Source organism: Pseudomonas sp. R3-18-08 (genome assembly GCF_003852065.1).
GTDB lineage: Bacteria > Pseudomonadota > Gammaproteobacteria > Pseudomonadales > Pseudomonadaceae > Aquipseudomonas.
Window position 1 is genome coordinate 4495656 of sequence record NZ_CP027729.1, and the last position, 20256, is coordinate 4515911.

At 61.8% G+C, this 20256-nt stretch carries 21 protein-coding genes; 14 read left to right on the forward strand and 7 right to left on the reverse strand.

Going from position 1 to position 20256, the window contains the following annotated elements; genetic code table 11:
- Positions 1 to 32: 32 nt before the first annotated feature.
- The 6 genes from rluB to C4J92_RS20660 form a co-directional block, all read right to left on the reverse strand.
- A complete protein-coding gene (gene rluB / locus C4J92_RS20635) occupies positions 33 to 1244 on the reverse strand; it encodes a 23S rRNA pseudouridine(2605) synthase RluB (protein WP_124368135.1) in 1212 nt (403 codons plus the stop codon).
- Between the two features lie 144 nt (positions 1245 to 1388).
- A complete protein-coding gene (locus C4J92_RS20640) occupies positions 1389 to 1580 on the reverse strand; it encodes a DUF1289 domain-containing protein (RefSeq protein WP_124405110.1) in 192 nt (63 codons plus the stop codon).
- 129 nt (positions 1581 to 1709) lie between these two features.
- On the reverse strand, positions 1710 to 2624 hold the full coding sequence (gene scpB, locus C4J92_RS20645) for an SMC-Scp complex subunit ScpB (RefSeq protein WP_124405111.1): 915 nt from the start codon (positions 2622 to 2624) through the stop codon (positions 1710 to 1712).
- A gap of 12 nt (positions 2625 to 2636) precedes the next feature.
- The gene (locus C4J92_RS20650; RefSeq protein ID WP_177412781.1) at positions 2637 to 3335 is read right to left on the reverse strand and encodes a ScpA family protein; all 699 of its coding nucleotides are present in this window, start codon (positions 3333 to 3335) and stop codon (positions 2637 to 2639) included.
- Between the two features lie 120 nt (positions 3336 to 3455).
- Positions 3456 to 4085: an L-threonylcarbamoyladenylate synthase gene (locus tag C4J92_RS20655; RefSeq protein WP_124364147.1), complete on the reverse strand. Its 630-nt coding sequence runs from the start codon at positions 4083 to 4085 to the stop codon at positions 3456 to 3458.
- A gap of 13 nt (positions 4086 to 4098) precedes the next feature.
- On the reverse strand, positions 4099 to 4962 hold the full coding sequence (locus C4J92_RS20660) for a PHP domain-containing protein (RefSeq protein ID WP_124405112.1): 864 nt from the start codon (positions 4960 to 4962) through the stop codon (positions 4099 to 4101).
- A gap of 87 nt (positions 4963 to 5049) precedes the next feature.
- Between C4J92_RS20660 and C4J92_RS20665 the strand changes: the two genes are divergently transcribed.
- The 7 genes from C4J92_RS20665 to C4J92_RS20695 all read left to right on the forward strand — a co-directional run bounded on the left by C4J92_RS20665 (position 5050) and on the right by C4J92_RS20695 (position 10638).
- Positions 5050 to 5646: a septation protein A gene (locus tag C4J92_RS20665; protein ID WP_124405113.1), complete on the forward strand. Its 597-nt coding sequence runs from the start codon at positions 5050 to 5052 to the stop codon at positions 5644 to 5646.
- 1 nt (position 5647) lies between these two features.
- On the forward strand, positions 5648 to 5947 hold the full coding sequence (locus C4J92_RS20670) for a YciI family protein (RefSeq protein ID WP_124364150.1): 300 nt from the start codon (positions 5648 to 5650) through the stop codon (positions 5945 to 5947).
- Between the two features lie 106 nt (positions 5948 to 6053).
- Positions 6054 to 6461: a translation initiation factor 2 gene (locus tag C4J92_RS20675; protein WP_124405114.1), complete on the forward strand. Its 408-nt coding sequence runs from the start codon at positions 6054 to 6056 to the stop codon at positions 6459 to 6461.
- Positions 6462 to 6468: 7 nt separating this feature from the next.
- Positions 6469 to 7146, forward strand: a complete 678-nt coding sequence (locus C4J92_RS20680; RefSeq protein WP_124405115.1) for a response regulator transcription factor — start codon at positions 6469 to 6471, stop codon at positions 7144 to 7146.
- A gap of 229 nt (positions 7147 to 7375) precedes the next feature.
- Positions 7376 to 7837, forward strand: a complete 462-nt coding sequence (locus C4J92_RS20685; protein WP_124405116.1) for an LTXXQ domain protein — start codon at positions 7376 to 7378, stop codon at positions 7835 to 7837.
- A 67-nt stretch (positions 7838 to 7904) separates the two neighbouring features.
- Complete coding sequence (locus tag C4J92_RS20690) at positions 7905 to 9248, forward strand: cell wall metabolism sensor histidine kinase WalK (RefSeq protein WP_124405117.1); 1344 nt, start codon at positions 7905 to 7907, stop codon at positions 9246 to 9248.
- 40 nt (positions 9249 to 9288) lie between these two features.
- On the forward strand, positions 9289 to 10638 hold the full coding sequence (locus tag C4J92_RS20695; protein WP_124405118.1) for a CoA transferase: 1350 nt from the start codon (positions 9289 to 9291) through the stop codon (positions 10636 to 10638).
- Positions 10639 to 10742: 104 nt separating this feature from the next.
- Here C4J92_RS20695 and arcD (C4J92_RS20700) read toward each other — a convergent pair whose 3' ends face one another.
- Positions 10743 to 12170, reverse strand: coding sequence for an arginine-ornithine antiporter (arcD, locus tag C4J92_RS20700; protein ID WP_124405119.1), 1428 nt, complete (start codon positions 12168 to 12170; stop codon positions 10743 to 10745).
- A gap of 400 nt (positions 12171 to 12570) precedes the next feature.
- Here arcD (C4J92_RS20700) and arcD (C4J92_RS20705) point away from each other — a divergent pair, with 400 nt between their 5' ends.
- The 7 genes from arcD (C4J92_RS20705) (at position 12571) to gcvH (ending at position 20253) form a co-directional block, all read left to right on the forward strand.
- The gene (gene arcD / locus C4J92_RS20705) at positions 12571 to 13998 is read left to right on the forward strand and encodes an arginine-ornithine antiporter (protein ID WP_124405120.1); all 1428 of its coding nucleotides are present in this window, start codon (positions 12571 to 12573) and stop codon (positions 13996 to 13998) included.
- A 25-nt stretch (positions 13999 to 14023) separates the two neighbouring features.
- A complete protein-coding gene (gene arcA, locus C4J92_RS20710) occupies positions 14024 to 15280 on the forward strand; it encodes an arginine deiminase (RefSeq protein ID WP_124405121.1) in 1257 nt (418 codons plus the stop codon).
- Between the two features lie 12 nt (positions 15281 to 15292).
- The gene (locus C4J92_RS20715) at positions 15293 to 16303 is read left to right on the forward strand and encodes an ornithine carbamoyltransferase (RefSeq protein ID WP_124405122.1); all 1011 of its coding nucleotides are present in this window, start codon (positions 15293 to 15295) and stop codon (positions 16301 to 16303) included.
- Between the two features lie 150 nt (positions 16304 to 16453).
- On the forward strand, positions 16454 to 17383 hold the full coding sequence (gene arcC / locus C4J92_RS20720; protein WP_124405123.1) for a carbamate kinase: 930 nt from the start codon (positions 16454 to 16456) through the stop codon (positions 17381 to 17383).
- Between the two features lie 18 nt (positions 17384 to 17401).
- Positions 17402 to 17764 carry a DUF5064 family protein gene (locus C4J92_RS20725; protein ID WP_124364161.1) on the forward strand — a complete coding sequence of 121 codons (363 nt, stop codon included), beginning with the start codon at positions 17402 to 17404 and terminating at the stop codon, positions 17762 to 17764.
- Positions 17765 to 17948: 184 nt separating this feature from the next.
- Positions 17949 to 19457 carry a sigma-54-dependent transcriptional regulator gene (locus C4J92_RS20730; protein ID WP_124405124.1) on the forward strand — a complete coding sequence of 503 codons (1509 nt, stop codon included), beginning with the start codon at positions 17949 to 17951 and terminating at the stop codon, positions 19455 to 19457.
- A gap of 412 nt (positions 19458 to 19869) precedes the next feature.
- On the forward strand, positions 19870 to 20253 hold the full coding sequence (gcvH, locus tag C4J92_RS20735) for a glycine cleavage system protein GcvH (RefSeq protein WP_124405125.1): 384 nt from the start codon (positions 19870 to 19872) through the stop codon (positions 20251 to 20253).
- Positions 20254 to 20256: the final 3 nt, after the last annotated feature.

Below are 20256 nucleotides of genomic sequence, written 5' to 3' on the forward strand. Positions count from 1 at the left end.
GGTTGGCGTTTTTTTGTGCAGCGCTTAAGACATCACTGCGGCTTCTTGCGACCAAACCCAGGACGCTGACCGGAACCGGCCGGCGCGCCACGGCGCTTGCCCGACGGCTCGTCCGCTACCAGTTTCGGGCCAGGGCGCTTGTTAGCCGCTGGCTTGGCTGGACGCTTGGTGCTGGCGTTGTCGGCGGGGCGCTCCGCTTCACCACGGTTGCTGCGACCACCGGTCGGCGCTGGGCGCGGCGTACGTGGCGCGCGGTCACCTTCCTGACGCGATGGCGCGGTTGGACGACGCTCACCTTCGATCTGCGGCTCACGCGAGATGCGACCACCAGTGGCCGGAGCGTTCAACGCCGGGCGCACGGTGCGCGCAACACGTTCGGTACGGGCCACCGGGCGCGACGACTTACGCTGCATACGCTCGAGCTTGTCTTTGCTCTTGGCGTTCATCTGCGGCATGGCCACCGGCGTCAGGCCAACTTCGGCACTGAGGATGTCGACTTCGTACTGGCTCATTTCGCGCCAGCGGCCCATCGGCAGGTCGGAGTTCAGGAACACCGGGCCGAAACGCACGCGCTTCAGGCGGCTGACCACCAGGCCCTGGGATTCCCACAGGCGACGCACTTCGCGGTTACGGCCTTCCATCACCACGCAGTGGTACCAGTGGTTGAACCCTTCGCCACCTGGCGCCTGCTTGATGTCGGTGAACTTGGCCGGGCCGTCTTCCAGCACTACGCCGGCCTTGAGGCGTTCGATCATCTCGTCATCGACTTCACCGCGTACACGCACGGCGTATTCACGGTCCATCTCGTAGGACGGGTGCATCAGGCGGTTGGCCAACTCACCGTCGGTGGTGAACATCAGCAGGCCCGTGGTGTTGATGTCGAGGCGACCGATGTTGATCCAGCGGCCCTCTTTGGGCTTGGGCATCTTGTCGAACACGGTCGGACGGCCTTCCGGGTCGTCACGAGTGCAGATCTCGCCATCGGGCTTGTTGTACATGATCACGCGGCGTACCGATTCGGCCGCCTCTTCACGCTTGATGACCTTGCCATCGATGGTGATTGCATCGTGCAGGTCGACGCGCTGGCCAAGGGTAGCCTCGACGCCGTTGACCTTGATGCGCTTCTGGGTGATCCAGGCTTCGACGTCGCGGCGCGAGCCCACGCCGATACGCGCCAGCACTTTTTGCAGTTTTTCGCCTGCTGGGCCGATTTCCTGGCTGTCGTTCTGGTCTTTGTCGTTCATCTTAAGCACCTCCCGGTGGGTCGATTCAGGCGTGGCCTGAAGAGTGTTGAAAGCGGGGCTTTGGCCGAATAGCTCGGCAAAGGGTCGCGAATCATACGCGCATGCCGCGCGTTGCGCATCAGAGACTAGCCGATCCAGGCACAATCATTTGCTTTTCCGCCGGCCGGTGGCACCCAGGGCCAGCAGGCGCAGCTCGGCTTCGGCCAGCACCGTGCGCTTGTCGACTTTGTCGAGTTTCTTCCAGGCACGGATTTCGCGCTTGCTGCGGCCACAGCCGACGCAGATGTCGTCGTTGAACTTGCAGATGCTGATGCAGGGGTCTTTGGTGGAGCTCATATTTTCTCCCAAGCGATGCAAATCAAATGTGGGAGGGGGCTTGCTCCCGATGGCAGTGGGTCAGTTGATGCATAGGTTGGCCGACACACCGCTATCGGGAGCAAGCCCCCTCCCACATTTTGATCCGCGTCAGTCTTCGAATTGGCGGCGTTCGTTTTCGATGGCCTCGGCCAGCGCCCGGGCTTCGTCTTCCTCATCGCTCAACGGCGGCTGTTCGAGGGCGGCGACGGCGGCCAGCAGTTTTTCCCGGGCATCGGCAACACCGAGGATGTCTTCTTCGACGTCAGGCTCGGGCTCAACGTTCACCTGGGTTTCAGGCTCAACGGCGCCATCGCGCAGCACATCGTCAAAATCGGTCTTGATGCCCTGCTCCATGTCGTCCAGTTCCAACAGCAACGTATGGAAACTGGTTTCGTCTTTCGGCTCTTCCGGCTCGGCGCTGGCGTCGGCCAGTTCCTGCAAGCTGGCCGGTACCGGCGCGTCGTCGAAGTCGAGCACCGGTTCGGCTTCCATCTCGCGCAGTTCGGCCAGCGGCGGCAGGTCGTCGAGGTTCTTCAGGTTGAAGTGGTCGAGGAACACCTTGGTGGTGGCGAACATCGCCGGTTTGCCGGGCACGTCACGGTAGCCGACGATGCGGATCCACTCGCGCTCCAGCAACGTCTTGACGATATGGCTGTTGACCGCCACGCCCCGCACATCTTCGATCTCGCCCCGAGTGATCGGCTGGCGATAGGCGATCAACGCCATGGTCTCCAGCATCGCCCGTGAATAACGCTGCGGGCGTTCTTCCCACAAGCGCCCCACCCAAGGGGAAAATTTCTCGCGGATCTGCAGGCGATAACCCGACGCCACTTCACGCAATTCAAAGGCGCGACCGTCACAGGATTTGCGCAGGATCTCCAATGCCTTCTTGAACACCGGCGGTTCGGGACGTTCGGCCTCTTCAAAGAGTTCGAACAGGCGCTCCAAAGATTGCGGCTTGCCCGAGGCCAGGAGAAAGGCTTCCAGCAAGGGTGCCAGTTCGCGGGGTTCAGTCAGATTCATCGATTCAGCTCGTTATTCGGCTCGCGCCCGCACATGGATAGCCGCAAACGGCTCATTCTGGACCAGCTCGACCAAGGACTCCTTGACCAGCTCCAGGATCGCCATGAAAGTCACCACCACGCCCAGGCGCCCTTCCTCTGCGGTGAACAGCTCGACAAACGGTACAAATCCGCCGCCCTTGAGACGCTCCAGCACATCGCTCATGCGCTCGCGGGTGGACAGGGCTTCGCGGCTGACCTGGTGGCTTTCGAACATATCGCCACGGCGCAGCACCTCGGCCATGGACATCAGCAACTCTTCCAGGCTCACGTCGGGCAACAGTTTGCGCGCGCGGGCTTCCGGGGCATCCAGCTTGGGCACCACCACATCGCGGCCTACGCGGCTCAAACCGTCGATCCCTTCGGCGGCCGCCTTGAAGCGCTCGTATTCCTGCAGGCGGCGGATCAGTTCGGCGCGCGGGTCATCTTCTTCGGCCTCGACCGTCTCCGCACGCGGCAGCAGCATGCGCGACTTGATCTCGGCGAGCATGGCGGCCATCACCAGGTATTCGGCGGCCAGCTCCAGGCGCACCGACTGCATCAATTCGACATAGCCCATGTACTGCCGGGTGATTTCCGCCACGGGAATATCGAGGATGTTGATGTTCTGTTTGCGGATCAGGTACAGCAGCAGGTCCAGCGGGCCTTCGAAGGCTTCAAGGAAGACTTCCAGGGCGTCCGGCGGGATGTACAGGTCCAGGGGCATTTCCAGGACCGCCTGGCCATAGACCATCGCGAAGGGCAGTTCCTGCTGGGCCCCCGCCTGGGAGTCGACGGTTTCCACGACCGACATTCAGGCCTCGACCATGAACGGCGTCGGGTCGCCGCACCCTACACGCACCACTTGCGGCTCGCCATCGGCCAGGTTGATCACGGTGGAGGCCTTGTTGCCGCCGTAGCCGCCGTCGATGATCAAGTCGACGTGTTTTTCCAACAGGCGGCGCATTTCGTAAGGGTCATACAGCGGCTCGGTTTCGCCAGGCAGGATCAGCGACACGCTCATCAGCGGCTCGCCCAGTTCGGCCAGCAGCGCCAGGGCGATCGGGTGCTCCGGCACGCGCAGGCCGATGGTGCGTTTTTTCGGGTGCAGTAACAGGCGCGGCACTTCGCGGGTGGCGTTGAGAATGAAGGTGTACGGCCCAGGCGTATGGGCCTTGAGCAAGCGGAAGGTGCCGGTGTCGACCTTGGCGAACAGCCCAAGCTGGGACAAGTCGCTGCAGATCAGCGCAAAGTTGTGCTTGTCATCCAGTTGGCGCAGACGTCTTACGCGCTCGACCGCACCCTTGTCGCCGATCTGGCAACCAATGGCGTAGGACGAATCAGTTGGATAGATCACCACGCCGCCGGCGCGAATGATTTCCACGGCCTGTTTGATCAGGCGCGCCTGGGGGTTTTCCGGATGAATCTGGAAGAATTGACTCACGAGCTCTACCTGTTCAGACGGTGGCAATAATGGGGTCATGCTTGAATCGCCCCCACAACAGCGGCAGGTCTTGCGGAACCTGGCGATACTCGCCGATCTCGGACCAGCCGCCTGGGCCATGAAAATCACTGCCGGCACTGACCAGCAGACCAAATTCGCGGGCAAGGATCGCCAGGCTGCCGACCTGCTCGGCGGGTTGATGCCCGTTGACCACTTCGATCGCGTGGCCGCCCGCTCCAATATAGTCACTGATCAGCTTGCGGCGCTTGCTGCGGGTGAAATCGTAATGCCAGGGATGCGCCAGGCTGACCCAGGCCCCGGCGGCCCGCAGGGTCTCGACGGTGTCCTCAAGGGTCGGCCAATGTTGCTTCACATCGCCCAACTTGCCCGCGCCCAACCATTTACGGAAGGCTTCGGCGCGGTCCTTGACGAAACCTGCTTGCACCATCCAGTCGGCGAAGTGCGGACGGGCCGGTGCATTACCGCTGTCGCCCAACGCCTGCTGGATAGCCCGAGCGCCGTCGAGGGCGCCAGGCATGCCTTTGAGGCTGAGCTTGCGGCTTATTTCTTCGGACCGCAGCCAGCGGCCATCGTGCAATCGGGCGATGGCAGCCACCAGGGCCGGGGCGTTTTGCTCGAAACCGTAGCCGAGCACATGAATGGTGGCGCCGCCCCAGGTGCAGGACAATTCCACGCCGTTGACCAGCTGCATGCCCAAGGCCTCGGCCGCCGCGCGGGCCTCATCGAGGCCTTCGAGGGTGTCGTGGTCGGTCAACGCGAGGACTCGCACGCCTTTTTCAAACGCACGCGCAACCAGTACCGCAGGCGCCAAGGCGCCGTCGGAGGCCGTGCTGTGGCAGTGCAAATCAACATTCACGGGAGTGTGTAACCTCAAGTCAGCTGGCGCTATCGCAACCAAGGATGTTTGTTATTATGCCGCCACATCCAGCTTCTGGCTCTTACTGTGAAACAATTCATCGACTTCATCCCGCTGTTGCTGTTTTTCATCGTTACCAAACTCGACCCCAGGGTCATCGACATCGCCGGTCACCAGCTGTCGTTCGGCGGCATCTACAGCGCCACCGCCGTGCTGATCATCAGCTCCATCGTGGTGTACGGCGCCATCTTCATCTCCCAGCGCAAGCTGGAAAAAAGCCAATGGCTGACCCTCATCGCCTGCCTGGTGTTCGGCGGCCTGACCCTGGCCTTCCACAGCGAAACCTTCCTCAAATGGAAAGCCCCGGTGGTCAACTGGCTGTTCGCCCTGGTGTTCATCGGCAGCCACTTCATTGGTGATCGCCTGCTGATCAAGCGGATCATGGGCCACGCGCTGACCCTGCCGGACCCGATCTGGGTGCGCCTGAACGTGGCCTGGATCGTGTTTTTCATCTTCTGCGGTGCCGCCAACCTGTTCGTGGCCTTTACCTTTCAGGAATACTGGGTCGACTTCAAGGTGTTCGGCAGCCTGGCCATGACCCTGCTGTTCCTGGTCGGCCAAGGTATCTACCTGTCGCGCCACCTGCATGACTCTGCCGCCACCACGCCGAAAACCGAGGACTGACATGCTCTACGCCATCATTGCCACCGATGTTGCCAACTCGCTGGAAAAACGCCTGAGCGTGCGCCCGGCCCACGTCGAGCGCCTCAAGCAGCTGCAGACCGAAGGCCGCATCGTACTGGCCGGCCCGCACCCGGCCACCGACAGTAACGAGCCGGGCGAAGCGGGTTTCACCGGCAGCCTGATCGTTGCCGAGTTCGCGTCCCTGGCCGATGCCCAGGCATGGGCCAAGGCTGATCCTTATGTAGCGGCGGGCGTCTACGCGGATGTCGTGATCAAGCCGTTCAAGCAAGTCCTGCCTTGAGCCCGGTGGCGCCGGGCCAAAACGCTTCGGCGCCATCCCAATGGCTCATCATTCCCGGCAACCTGCCGACAACGTTCTGAATATCCGTGTGGAATCAGGAGTTCCGATGCGCTTACGTCAGTTGTGTCTGTTGGCAGTGTTTACGATCGGGGCGACGGCCCACGCTGAAGAGTCCTCAAGCAGCGGCAGCTCCACGCCGCTGTCCTTGAGTGCCGGCAGCCAGATCACTGAATTGCAGCAACGCTTGAAAGAAAGCGAAGGGCTACGCGAAGCGCTGAGCAAGCAACTGCAAGGCACGCAGGCTACCCGTGAAAGCGCGCAACTGAGCCGTTTGCGCCAGGAGAACCAACGCCTGGCCCAGCAACTCAAAGAGACACAAGGCGGTGCCTTGACCCGATGGCTGACCGAGCAGCAGCAATGGTTTGTCACCGGCGCGGGCGTCGCCCTGATCGCCTTGCTGTGCGGCATCTTTGCCAGCGGTGGGCACCGTCGTCGTCGACAATGGCTAAATTGAGTGAGTCATGAGCGAGCTGTTACTGATAGATGATGACCAGGAGCTCTGTGAGCTGCTGACCAGTTGGCTGAGCCAGGAAGGTTTCCAGGTACGCGCCTGCCACGACGGCTCCAGTGCCCGCAGGGCCCTGGCCGAAACCGCCCCGGCGGCAGTGGTGCTCGACGTGATGCTGCCCGACGGCAGCGGCCTGGAGTTGCTCAAGCAACTGCGCAACGACCACCCGGAGTTGCCGGTGCTGATGCTCTCGGCCCGGGGCGAACCCCTGGACCGCATCCTCGGCCTGGAGCTGGGCGCCGACGATTACCTGGCCAAGCCTTGCGATCCGCGCGAACTCACCGCTCGCTTGCGTGCCGTGCTGCGCCGCAGTCATCCGGCAGCCGTGTCGACCCAACTGGAACTGGGCGACTTGTGCTTCAGCCCGGTGCGCGGCGTGGTCAGCATCGACGCACAGGAATTTACCCTGACCGTCTCCGAAAGCCGCCTGCTCGAAGCCTTGCTGCGCCAGCCCGGCGAACCGCTGGATAAACAGGAGCTGGCGCAAATCGCCCTGGGCCGCAAGTTGACCCTGTACGATCGCAGCCTGGACATGCACGTCAGCAACCTGCGCAAGAAAATCGGCCCACACCCGGACGGCCGTCCGCGGATCGTGGCGCTGCGCAGCCGTGGTTACTATTACGCCCCTTGAATAATCGTTCCCATGCTCCGCGTGGGAACGCCGCCCGGACGCTCTGCGTCCCGCCTTGCGCTTGGGTGACGCGGAGCGTCACGGGATGCATTCCCACGCAGAGCGTGGGAACGATCGGGGCCGCCGCCTCACCCTTACCAAACCTTTACGCTCCGCTGACGGCCGCTGACCTTGTCCTGGGTAATCTACTCACATCCGGACTCACCGGAATAGAGACAGGAGAATCCCCATGCGCAAGACCCTTATCGCTTTGATGTTCGCCGCTGCACTGCCTACCGTCGCCATGGCCGCCATGCCCGAAGGTCCAGGCCCGATGGGCGGCCCCGAAGGCCATATGATGGGTGGCCCGGGCCACGGTGAACACGGTCCGCGTGGTAAAGGTGGCCCGTTCAGCCAGTTGGATTTGAGCAAGGAACAACGCGAGCAGATTCGCAAGCTGATGGGTGACCAATGGCACGCTCGCAAAGACCTGACCCAAAAGTACCTGGCCAAACTGCCGGCTGCTGATCAGAAAGCCATGCAGGACGAGATCGCCGCCGGCAAGCAGAAAACCCAGGCCGACATCCGCGCCGTGCTCAAACCCGACCAGCAGAAGAAGTTCGACCAGATCGTCAAGCAGCAAGAGCAGCGTCGTGCCGAATGGAAAGAATTCCAGGCCTGGAAAGCGCAACAACCGCAAAAAGCGCAATAATGCCCTCGCGTTAATGCTCCCAGCCCAGTGGCCCCGCCACTGGGCTTTTCCTATTTGAGGGTTTCCCGTGCGTTCATTGTTCTGGCGCATCCTGGCGAGTTTCTGGCTGGCCATCGCCCTGGTTGCCGGATTGTCGATCCTGCTTGGGCATATGCTGAACCAGGACGCCTGGATTCTCAGCCGTCACCCCGGTCTCAACAACCTGGCGCAAGAGTGGACGCAACTCTACGAAGCCCAAGGCGAAGATGCTGCCCAGGAGTTGCTGCAGCAACGCAAGCGCCAGTATCACATTGACGTGCAAGTGCTGAACGAAGGCGGCGAGCCGGTGGTACGCGGCACCTTCCCGCGTCGCGCCGCGGCCTTCGAAGCCCGGCAGAATGACAGCCAGGACGGCCACCTGCCCTGGCGGCGCCTGACCGCCGAGTACACCAGCGAAAAAACCGGCGACACCTACCTGCTGATTTACCGCATTCCGCATCCGGAACTCGACGCCTGGCACCGCAGCAGCCTGCTGTGGCCGTTCAGCGCCCTGGCCATTGCCCTGGTGGTGCTGACCCTGTTCAGCCTGTTGGTGACATTGTCCATCACCCGTCCGCTGAGCCGACTGCGCGGCGCGGTGCATGACCTGGGCCAAGCCACGTACCAGCAGAACAGCCTGGCGCAATTGGCCAACCGCCGCGATGAATTCGGCGTGCTGGCCACCGATTTCAACCGCATGGGCGCACGCCTGCAAAGCCTGATCGCCAGCCAGCGCCAACTGCTGCGCGACGTTTCCCACGAACTGCGTTCGCCCCTGGCCCGCTTGCGTATCGCCCTGGCCCTGGCCGAGCGCGCCAGCCCCGAAGAACGGGAAAAACTGTGGCCGCGCCTGACCCGCGAATGCGACCGTCTGGAAGCCCTGATCAGTGAGATCCTGGTACTGGCCCGGGTGGATGCCGACAACGCCAGCGCCGAAGAGGTCGACCTCAACCTGTTGCTCCAGACGCTGCAAAAGGACGCCCAGCTCAGCGCGCCCGAGCAGGCCGTGCAACTGACGGCTGAACCCGACCTGCGCCTCAAAGGCTGGCCGACCATGATCGAACGCGCCGTGGATAACCTGCTGCGCAATGCCCAGCGTTTCAACCCGGCCGGCCAACCCATCGAGCTGCAGGCACAGCAGCGCGGCGAGCGCATTTTGATCAGCGTGCGCGACCATGGCCCCGGCGTTGAAGCCGAGCACCTGAGCCAACTGGGCGAGCCGTTCTACCGCGCCCCCGGCCAGACAGCGCAAGGTCACGGCCTGGGCCTGGCGATCGCCCGTCGCGCCGCCGAACGCCATGGCGGCAACCTGATCCTGGCCAATCATGCCGACGGCGGCTTTGTCGCCAGTATCGAGCTGCCGTTGGTGCCGGGGGTTGTCACACCGGCCTGACGATCTTCTATAGTGGCCCTTCTCTCACGGAGGGCCTTAGATGACTGACCTGCTGACACCCATCCAAGCGGCACTCGATCTACCGCACACCCCGCTGCCCCTGAACGAGCCCGGCGCCCTGCCCTCGGCCTTCGCCGTGACCGACCTGGCCGCCGCCAGCATCGGCGCCGCCGGCCAGGCCGTCGCCGAACTTATCCGGCAACAGACCGCGCGCTTGCCAAGCGTCAGCGTGGACCGTCGCCTCGCCTCATTCTGGTTTGCCTCATCGATTCGCCCGCTGGATTGGCAGGTGCCCCCGCTGTGGGACCCGATAGCCGGTGACTACGCCAGCGCCGACGGCTGGATTCGCTTGCACACCAATGCGCCCCATCACCGCGCGGCGGCCGAACGGGTGTTGGGCAAGGTCACTGAGCGTGCGCAAATGGCGCGTCACGTGGCCAAATGGAACGCCGCCGAACTGGAACAGGCGATTGTCGACGCGGGCGGTTGTGCGGCGCAGATGCGTTCGTGGCACGCCTGGCAAAGTCACCCTCAAGGCTTGGCGGTGAATGCCGAGCGACTGGTACAGCGTCAGGCCTGCGAAACCACCCGTGACACACCTTGGCTCGGCACAGCGGCCCGCCCACTGGCCGGCATCAAGGTGCTGGACTTGACCCGCGTATTGGCCGGCCCCGTCGCCAGTCGTTTTCTCGCGGGTTTAGGTGCGGATGTATTGCGCATCGACTCGCCGACCTGGGACGAGCCCGGCGTGGTGCCGGAAATGACCCTGGGCAAGCGCTGCGCGCGGCTGGATCTGAAAAGCCCCGAAGGCCGCCAGGTCTTCGAAGCGTTGCTTAAGGACGCCGATATGTTGTTCCACGGTTACCGCGCCGATGCGTTAGAGCAGTTGGGCTATTCGGTCGACGCACTGCAACGCATCGCGCCGGGTCTTATTGACGTCAGCCTCAACGCCTATGGCTGGAGTGGTCCGTGGCGTAACCGTCGCGGCTTCGACAGCCTGGTGCAGATGAGCAGCGGCATTGCCGATGCGGGCATGGCCTGGAAGCACGCGGATAAACCGCTGCCGTTGCCGGTGCAGGCGCTGGATCACGCCACCGGGTACCTGATGGCCGCCAGTGCGATCCGGGTCTTGACCGAGCGCCTGGCCTGCGGCCGGGGTGGGTCGGCGCGCCTGTCGTTGGCACGCACGGCGAAATTGCTGGTGGAGGCATGGCAAGTGCCGGAGCAACCGCCGCTGCGGGCCGAAGATACGCGTGATCAAGGCCTGGTGGTTGAGCAGACAGCGTGGGGCCAGGCCCACCGGTTGTTGGCGCCGCTGAGTATCAGCGGCGCACCACTGCAGTGGGATTTGCCCGCCGGAGAACTGGGGGCGCACCGGCCTCAGTGGTGACTTGAAGCCGCCATCGGGGGCAAGCCCCCTCCCACATTTGAACTGTGAATGCATTCAACGTGTGGGAGGGGGCTTGCCCCCGATGAGGCCCGAACAGCCTGCCCTCACAACGACAACACCCCGCTATACAGCCCATAGGCCGCCAAGCCGGCCCCTGCAACCACGCAGCCGAAAATGCCTTTTTCCACAAAGGTGAACAACGGCTGGCCCTGTTCGCGCTTGGCCTGGGCGAACAGGATCACCCCTGGCGCATACAACAGCGCCGACAGCAGCAGGTATTTCAGGCCGCCCGCATACAGCAGCCATACGGCGTAAACCAGGGCGATCAGGCCCACCAGCAAGTCCTTCAGGCGCCGACGCGGGGCGCCTTCGTAGGTTTCGCCACGCCCGCTCAACAGCACCGCATAGGCCGCCGACCACAGGTAGGGCACCAGAATCATCGACGAGGCGAGGTAAATCAGGGTGGTGTAGGTGCTGGCGGAAAACAGCGTGATCACCAGGAACGCCTGGATCATCAGGTTGGTCAGCCACAGGGCGTTGACCGGCACCTGGTTGGCGTTTTCCTTCTTCAGGAACGCCGGCATGGTCTTGTCGTGGGCGGTGGCGTAGAGGATTTCCGCACACAGCAGCGCCCAGGACAACAGCGCGCCCAGCAGCGACACCGCCAGGCCGAGGCTGATCAATATCGCGCCCCAGCGCCCGACGATATGTTCCAGTACCCCGGCCAGGGAGGGGTTTTGCAATTGCGCCAGTTCCGGCTGGCTCATGATCCCCAGGGACAGCACATTCACCAGCACCAGCAGCGCGAGCACGCCGAGAAAACCGATCACGGTGGCCCGGCCCACGTCCGCGCGCTTCTCGGCCCGCGCCGAGTAAACGCTGGCACCCTCGATGCCGATAAACACAAACACTGTGACCAGCATCATGTGGCGCACCTGGTCCGTCACACTGCCCATTTGCGGATTGCCCAGGCCCCAGATATCGCGGCTGAAGATATCCGCCTTGAACGCCACGGCGGCAATCACGATAAACAGCAGCAGCGGCACAATCTTCGCCACGGTGGTCACCAGGTTGATGAACGCCGCTTCCTTGATCCCGCGCATCACCAGAAAATGCACAGCCCACAGCAACAGCGATGCACAGCCGATGGCCAGCGGCGTATTGCCCTCGCCGAACGCCGGAAAAAAGTAGCCGAGGGTGCTGAACAGCAGCACGAAGTAACCCACATTGCCCATCCACGCACTGATCCAGTAACCCCAGGCCGAGGAGAACCCCATGTAGTCGCCAAACCCGGCCTTGGCGTAGGCATACACGCCAGAGTCCAGCTCGGGCTTGCGGTTGGCCAAAGTCTGGAACACGAAGGCCAGGGTCAGCATGCCGACCGCCGTGATACCCCAGCCGATCAACACCGCGCCCGCGCCAGCGCGTGCAGCCATGTTCTGCGGCAGTGAGAAGATGCCACCGCCAATCATCGAACCCACCACCAGGGCGATCAGGGCACTGAGCCGAAGTTTCTGTGCAGGGTGGGACATGACGATTCCTTGATTTAAATTTTTCAGCTGACAGCGGCTCACTCAACTAATTCAGTTTAATGAACATAGCCTTCATAACATAAGGGCATGTAATAACAGGAACTTTAGGCGTATTTATAATTTAAATAAGTGCGGCATAAACCAGTCGTCAGACCTTATTCAAAAAGTTTGCACATTGGCGAATACCAACTAGCGTCATACATCCATGACCACCAAATGATTAACCAGGAAGGAGGAAGCGCTCTGCAAAGCGCCTCTTCGGGATTTTCATCGCCCGCGAACCTTCCTCCTTAAGTCATTAATTCACAATGAAATGTGCCGATGATGTGATCTAAGTCAGCTGTTTGATTAGCCCACGGAATTATTCTGTGATCTCTCTCTCCTGCATTGGAGTCACGCAATGTCTGATTCACCTGGAAAACTGAGGCTTGGCGCGTTAGTGGCGCTGGTCGTGGGCTCGATGATTGGCGGCGGGATCTTCTCACTGCCGCAAAACATGGCCGCCAGTGCCGATGTGGGCGCGGTGTTGATTGGCTGGGTGATTACCGCTGTCGGCATGCTGACCCTCGCGTTCGTGTTCCAGACCCTCGCCAACCGCAAGCCGGACCTCGACGGCGGTGTCTACGCCTACGCCAAAGCCGGTTTCGGTGACTACATGGGTTTCTCGTCGGCCTGGGGTTACTGGATCAGTGCCTGGCTGGGCAACGTCGGTTACTTCGTGCTGCTGTTCAGCACCCTCGGCTATTTTTTCCCGATCTTCGGCGAGGGCAACACCCCGGCCGCCGTGATTGGCGCCTCGGTGTTGCTGTGGGCCGTGCATTTTCTGGTGCTGCGCGGGATCAAGGAAGCGGCGTTCATCAACCTGGTGACCACCGTGGCCAAAGTGGTGCCACTGGTGCTGTTCGTATTGATCGCGCTGTTCGCGTTCAAGCTGGACATCTTCACCGCTGACATCTGGGGCGTGAAAAACCCGGACCTGGGCAGCGTGATGAACCAGGTGCGCAACATGATGCTGGTCACCGTGTGGGTGTTCATTGGTATCGAAGGCGCGAGCATCTTCTCGTCCCGGGCGGAGAAACGCTCCGATGTGGGCAAGGCCACGGTGATTGGCTTTATCACCGTGCTGCTGTTTTTGATGCTGGTGAACGTACTGTCCCTGGGGATCATGACCCAGCCGGAACTGGCCAAGCTGCAGAACCCGTCGATGGCCGCCGTGCTGGAGCATGTGGTGGGCCACTGGGGCGCGGTGCTGATCAGCGTCGGCTTGATCATTTCGCTGCTGGGGGCACTGCTGTCGTGGGTCCTGCTGTGCGCGGAGATCATGTTCGCCGCCGCCAAGGACCACACCATGCCGGCCTTCCTGCGCAAGGAAAACGCCAACCATGTGCCGGTCAACGCCCTGTGGCTGACCAACGCGATGGTGCAACTGTTCCTGGTGATCACGCTGTTTTCCGCCAGCACCTACCTGTCGCTGATCTACCTCGCCACCTCGATGATCCTGGTGCCGTACCTGTGGTCGGCGGCGTATGCGCTGTTGCTGGCGGTGCGCGGCGAGACTTACGAAAACGCCCTCAAAGAGCGCAAGAAAGACCTGTTCATCGGCGCCGTCGCCCTGATCTACGCGATCTGGCTGCTCTACGCCGGCGGCACCAAATACCTGCTGCTGTCCGCCCTGCTCTACGCTCCCGGCGCGATCCTGTTCGCCAAGGCCAAGCGTGAACTGGGCAAACCGATATTCACCAACGTCGAGAAGCTGATTTTCGCCGCAGTGATCGTTGGCGCCCTGGTGGCTGCCTATGGCCTCTACGACGGCTTCCTGACGCTGTAATTGCATGTCCACTGGAGGATCTGAAATGACCACGGAAAAAGTGAAGTACGGCGTTCATTCCGAAGCCGGCAAACTGCGCAAAGTCATGGTGTGCTCCCCAGGCTTGGCCCACCAGCGGCTGACCCCCAACAACTGCGACGAACTGCTGTTCGATGACGTGCTGTGGGTCGCCCAGGCCAAGCGCGACCATTTCGACTTCGTGACCAAGATGCGCGAGCGGGACATTGATGTGCTGGAAATGCACAACCTGCTGACCGACATCGTCGCCATCCCCGAAGCGCTGGACTGGATTCTGCAGCGCAAGATCACCGCCAATACCGTCGGCCTGGGCCTGGTTGACGAAGTCGGTTCCTGGCTGCGCAGCCTGGAGCCGCGCAAGATCACCGAGTTCCTGATCGGCGGCGTGTCGGCCGATGACTTGCCGAGCAGCTTCGGCGGCCGGACCATCGAGATGTTCCGCGACTTCCTCGGCCACGCCAGTTTCATCCTGCCGCCGTTGCCCAATACCCAGTTCACCCGCGACACCACCTGCTGGATCTACGGCGGCGTGACGCTCAACCCGATGTACTGGCCGGCGCGACGCCAGGAAACCCTGCTGACCAGCGCCATCTACAAATTCCACCCCGAATTCACCAACGCTGAATTCCAGATCTGGTACGGCGACCCCGACCAGGACCATGGCGCCGCCACGCTGGAAGGTGGCGACGTGATGCCGATTGGCAACGGCGTGGTCCTGATCGGCATGGGCGAGCGTTCGTCGCACCAGGCCATCGGCCAACTGGCGCGCAACCTGTTCAAGAACAACGCCGTGGAACGCGTGATCGTGGCCGGCCTGCCCAAGTCCCGCGCGGCGATGCACCTGGACACGGTATTCAGTTTCTGCGACCGCGACCTGGTCACCATATTTCCCGAAGTGGTCAACCAGATTGTGCCCTTCACCCTGCGCCCGGACGACAGCAAACCCCACGGTATCGATATCCAGCGGGAGACCACCAACTTCCTCGACACCGTCGCCGCAGCGCTCAACCTCAAGGCGCTGCGCGTGGTCGAGACCGGCGGCAACAGCTTCGCCGCCGAGCGCGAACAATGGGATGACGGCAACAACGTGGTGGCCGTGGAGCCGGGCGTGGTGATCGGCTACGACCGCAACACCTACACCAATACCCTGCTGCGCAAGGCCGGGGTGGAAGTCATCACCATCAGCGCCGGTGAACTCGGCCGGGGCCGTGGCGGCGGCCACTGCATGACCTGCCCGATTATCCGCGACCCTATCGACTATTAAGGAGATTCCATCATGGCTTTCAATATGCGCAACCGCAGCCTGCTGTCGCTGATGCACCACACCACCCGCGAGCTGCACTACCTGCTGGACCTGTCCCGCGACCTCAAGCGCGCCAAATACACCGGCACCGAGCGTCCGCACCTCAAGGGCAAGAACATCGCGCTGATCTTCGAAAAAACCTCGACCCGCACCCGCTGCGCGTTCGAAGTGGCGGCCCACGACCAGGGCGCGCACGTCACCTACATCGACCCGGTGTCGTCGCAGATCGGCCACAAGGAAAGCATGAAAGACACCGCCCGTGTGCTTGGGCGCATGTTCGACGCCATCGAGTACCGGGGCTTTGAGCAGGAAATCGTCGAAGAGCTGGCCAAGTTTGCCGGCGTGCCGGTGTTCAACGGCCTCACCGCCGAATTCCACCCGACGCAAATGATCGCCGACACCCTGACCATGCGCGAACACAGCGACAAGCCGCTGCATGACATCAGCTACGCCTACCTGGGCGATGCGCGCTACAACATGGGCAACTCGCTGCTGATGATCGGCGCCAAGCTCGGCATGGACGTACGCATCGGCGCGCCGAAAGCCCTGTGGCCTCATGACGATTTCATCAAGCAGTGCCAGGCGTTCGCGCAAGAAAGCGGCGCACGCATCACCATCACCGAAGACCCGGCCGAGGCGGTCAAGGGCGTGGATTTCATTCACACCGATATCTGGGTGTCCATGGGCGAACCCGTGGAAGCGTGGGACGAGCGTATCGAGCAACTGCTGCCGTACCAGGTCAACGCCAAGATGATGAAAGCATCGGGCAACCCGCGCGTGAAGTTCATGCACTGCCTGCCGGCGTTCCACAACAGCGAAACCAAGGTCGGCAAAGACATCGCCGCGCGCTATCCGCACCTGGCCGGTGGCGTGGAGGTCACCGAGGAAGTCTTTGAATCGCCGGCCAACATTGCCTTCGAGCAGGCGGAGAACCGCATGCATACCATCAAGGCGATCCTGGTGTCGGCGTTGGCGGATATCTAACTTTTTAAGGCTGGAACACAGTCAATGTGGGAGGGGGCTTGCTCCCGATAGCGGTGGCTCAGTTACAGATCAGTTGACTGACACACTGCCATCGGGAGCAAGCCCCCTCCCACATTGGGCCGGTGTTCACACATCCAGAGGATTTGCATTATGCGCATCGTCGTAGCCCTGGGCGGCAACGCCCTCCTGCGCCGTGGTGACCCCATGACCGCAGACAACCAACGCGCCAATATCCGTATCGCCACCGAACAAATCGCCAAGATCCACCCCGGCAACGAGCTGGTGATCGCCCACGGCAACGGCCCGCAGGTCGGCCTGCTGTCGTTGCAGGCCGCGGCCTACACCAGCGTTTCGCCGTACCCGCTGGACGTACTCGGGGCCGAGACCGAAGGCATGATCGGCTACATCATCGAACAGGAACTGGGCAATCTGCTGGACTTCGAAGTGCCCTTCGCCACCCTGCTCACGCAAGTGGAAGTCGACGCCAACGACCCAGCGTTCCAGAACCCGACCAAGCCAATCGGCCCGGTGTACGCCAAGGCCGAAGCGGAAAAACTTGCCGCCGAAAAAGGCTGGGCCATCGCCCCCGACGGCGACAAATACCGCCGCGTGGTCGCCAGTCCGCGCCCGAAACGCATCTTCGAAATCCGCCCGATCAAATGGCTGCTGGAGAAGAAAGCCATTGTGATCTGCGCCGGCGGCGGCGGTATCCCCACGATGTATGGCGAAGACGGCACGCTCAAAGGCATTGAAGCGGTGATCGACAAAGACCTCTGCTCATCGCTGCTGGCCGCGCAACTGGACGCCGATTTGCTGGTGATTGCCACCGACGTCAATGCGGTCTTCATTGACTTCGGCAAACCCACCCAGAAAGCCATCGGCCAGGCTCACCCCGACGCCATGGAACAACTCGGCTTCGCCGCCGGTTCCATGGGCCCCAAGGTGCAAGCAGCCTGCGAGTTCGCCCGCCAGACTGGCAAAACCGCGGTGATCGGTTCACTCTCGGACATCGAAGCCATCGTCCAGGGCAGCGCCGGCACCCGCATCAGCACGGCAACCCCTGGCATCAGCTATCTGTGAAGTAGAGGAGATTTGCCTATGGCTACCTTTGAACCGGGACACTTGCACGTCGAACGTCACGCGCTGAACAAAGACGACTACAGCTACAACCTGTGCATCGACTATGAAGTCAGCCAGGACCCCAAGGAAGGCAAGGGTATGCTGTTCAAACTGCACGGTTCGGTGCAGGGCAAGGACCTCAAGGAGGAGTTTTTCCTGCCCAAGGACCAGGCCTTCGACTTTGCGCGGCATGCGATGAATATCGCGCAGAAATACGGCATGCCGAAAGTGGCCGTGTTGAATGGCTCGATGCACAAGCAGTACGACTTGATGTTCGAAGATGTGCGGCATCAGCTGGATGTGAAATCGGGCGACCCGATCAAGCCTGAACACCTGGCATAACGCGCCTGCACTGACACAACACTGTTCAAATGTGGGAGGGGGCTTGCTCCCGATGGCGGTGGATCAGCTGATAAATCTTTGGCTGACACACCGCTATCGGGAGCAAGCCCCTCCCACATTTTGATCTGCATCTGCTCCAAGGCATACTTGCCGTCTCTCGCACGTCAGAACCCAACACCATTCCATGCGTATCCACGTCAGCTTCATCGACCGCGTCGGCATCACCCAGGAAGTCCTGGCCTTGCTCGGTGGGCGCAATCTCAACCTGGATGCGGTGGAGATGGTGCCGCCCAATGTCTATATCGACGCGCCGACCTTGAGCGCCGAGGTGCTCGAGGAACTGCGCGATGCGTTGTTCAGCGTGCAGGGCGTGCAGGCGGTGACCGTGGTCGACATCCTCCCCGGCCAACGCCGCCACCTGCAACTCGACGCGCTGTTGGCGGCCATGACCGACCCGGTGCTGGCCTTGGACAGCGCGGGCAAGATCCTGCTGGCCAACCCGGCGCTGATCGCGCTTTACGGGCGCGAACCGGCCGGGGAAAGCATCGCCGAGCTGTTAAACGATCCAGGGCTGCTCGACACCTTGCTGGAGCATGGCTTTCGCCTGCCATTGCGCGAGATCAGCGTGAACGGCCAGACCCTATTGCTGGACGCTACGCCGATCACCGATGCCGGCGCCCTGCTCACGCTTTACCAGCCGAACCGCATCGGTGAACAACTCTCGGCGCTGCACCACGACCATGCCGAAGGTTTTGATGCGCTGTTGGGCGAATCACCGGCGATCCGCACCCTCAAGGCGCGTGCGCAACGGGTGGCCGCACTGGATGCGCCGCTGTTGATCCAGGGTGAAACGGGCACCGGCAAAGAGTTGGTGGCGCGGGCCTGTCATGCGATCAGCGCGCGTCACAGTGCACCGTTTCTGGCCTTGAACTGTGCCGCGCTGCCGGAAAATCTCGCCGAAAGTGAATTGTTCGGCTACGCCCCCGGTGCTTTTACCGGCGCTCAACGGGGTGGCAAGCCGGGGCTGATGGAGCTGGCCAACCAAGGCACGGTATTTCTCGACGAGATCGGCGAAATGTCGCCGTACCTGCAGGCCAAGTTGCTGCGTTTTTTGAATGACGGCAGCTTTCGCCGGGTGGGCGGCGACCGCGAAGTGAAGGTCAATGTGCGCATCCTCAGCGCCACCCACCGCGACCTGGAAAAGATGGTCAGCGAAGGCACCTTTCGCGAAGACCTGTTCTACCGCCTCAACGTCCTCAACGTTGAAGTGCCGCCGTTGCGCGAGCGCGGCCAGGACATCCTGCTGCTGGCCCGCTATTTCATGCAGCAGGCGTGCGCACAGATCCAGCGCCCGGTGTGCCGCCTGGCGCCGGGTACCTACCCGGCCCTGTTGGGCAACCGCTGGCCAGGCAACGTGCGCCAATTGCAAAACGTGATCTTCCGCGCCGCCGCCATCTGCGAAAGCAGCCTGGTGGATATCGGCGACCTGGACATTGCCGGCACCTCCGTCGCCCGCCAGAGCGATGGCGAAGTCGACAGCCTGGAACAGGCGGTGGAAGACTTCGAACGCGGCCTGCTGGAACAGCTCTACACCAGCTACCCCTCGACGCGCCAACTGGCCAACCGCTTGCAAACTTCCCACACGGCGATTGCCCATCGTCTGCGCAAGTACGGCATCCCAAACAAACCCTGATTCCAGTTGGAATACAAAACCCCTGTGGGAGGGGCTTGCTCCCGATAGCGGTGTATCAGTAACAGATGAGCTGACTGATAAATTGCCATCGGGAGCAAGCCCCCTCCCACATTTGGAATGCATTTCAGATTTTGGTCTGGAAACGACATCCACTGTACTGAAAGCGCTACAGTGGAACGATATCGCTACAACCCTGCTTTTTGCGCGCCATGCAAGGCTTTGATCCACATAGGCTTTTTTTCACGCGCCCGACTGTAGCGAAATCGCTACAGCCTCAGCGCATAAGCTCAGAACCAATTTCACTAAGTGCCTGTTTTGTAATGACTTAATGACATTGGCCGCAATATTGCTAAGCAACTCCCCATTATTCCAATCCCGTCCACCAGACGAATCTGGCCCCCGAGGAGTTTCCATGAGCGAGTTGCGTTTCACTGAAGATCACGAATGGCTGCGCGCCGAAGCCGATGGCAGCGTCACCGTGGGTATCACCGCTTTTGCGCAGAACGCGCTGGGTGATGTGGTTTTCGTGCAACTGCCGGAGTTGCAGGCCTACGACAAGGGCGCTGAAGCCTCCACCGTGGAGTCTGTAAAAGCCGCCAGCGGTGTGTACATGCCGTTGGACGGTGAAGTCCTCGAAGTGAACGACAAACTCGATGGCAGCCCGGAGCTGGTCAACGAAGACCCGATGGGCGAAGGTTGGTTCTTCCGCTTTAAACCGGCCGATGCCGCAGCGGTCGCTAAACTGCTGGATCAGGATGCGTACGACCGCCTGATCAAAGCCAACGCCGAAGCCTGAGGA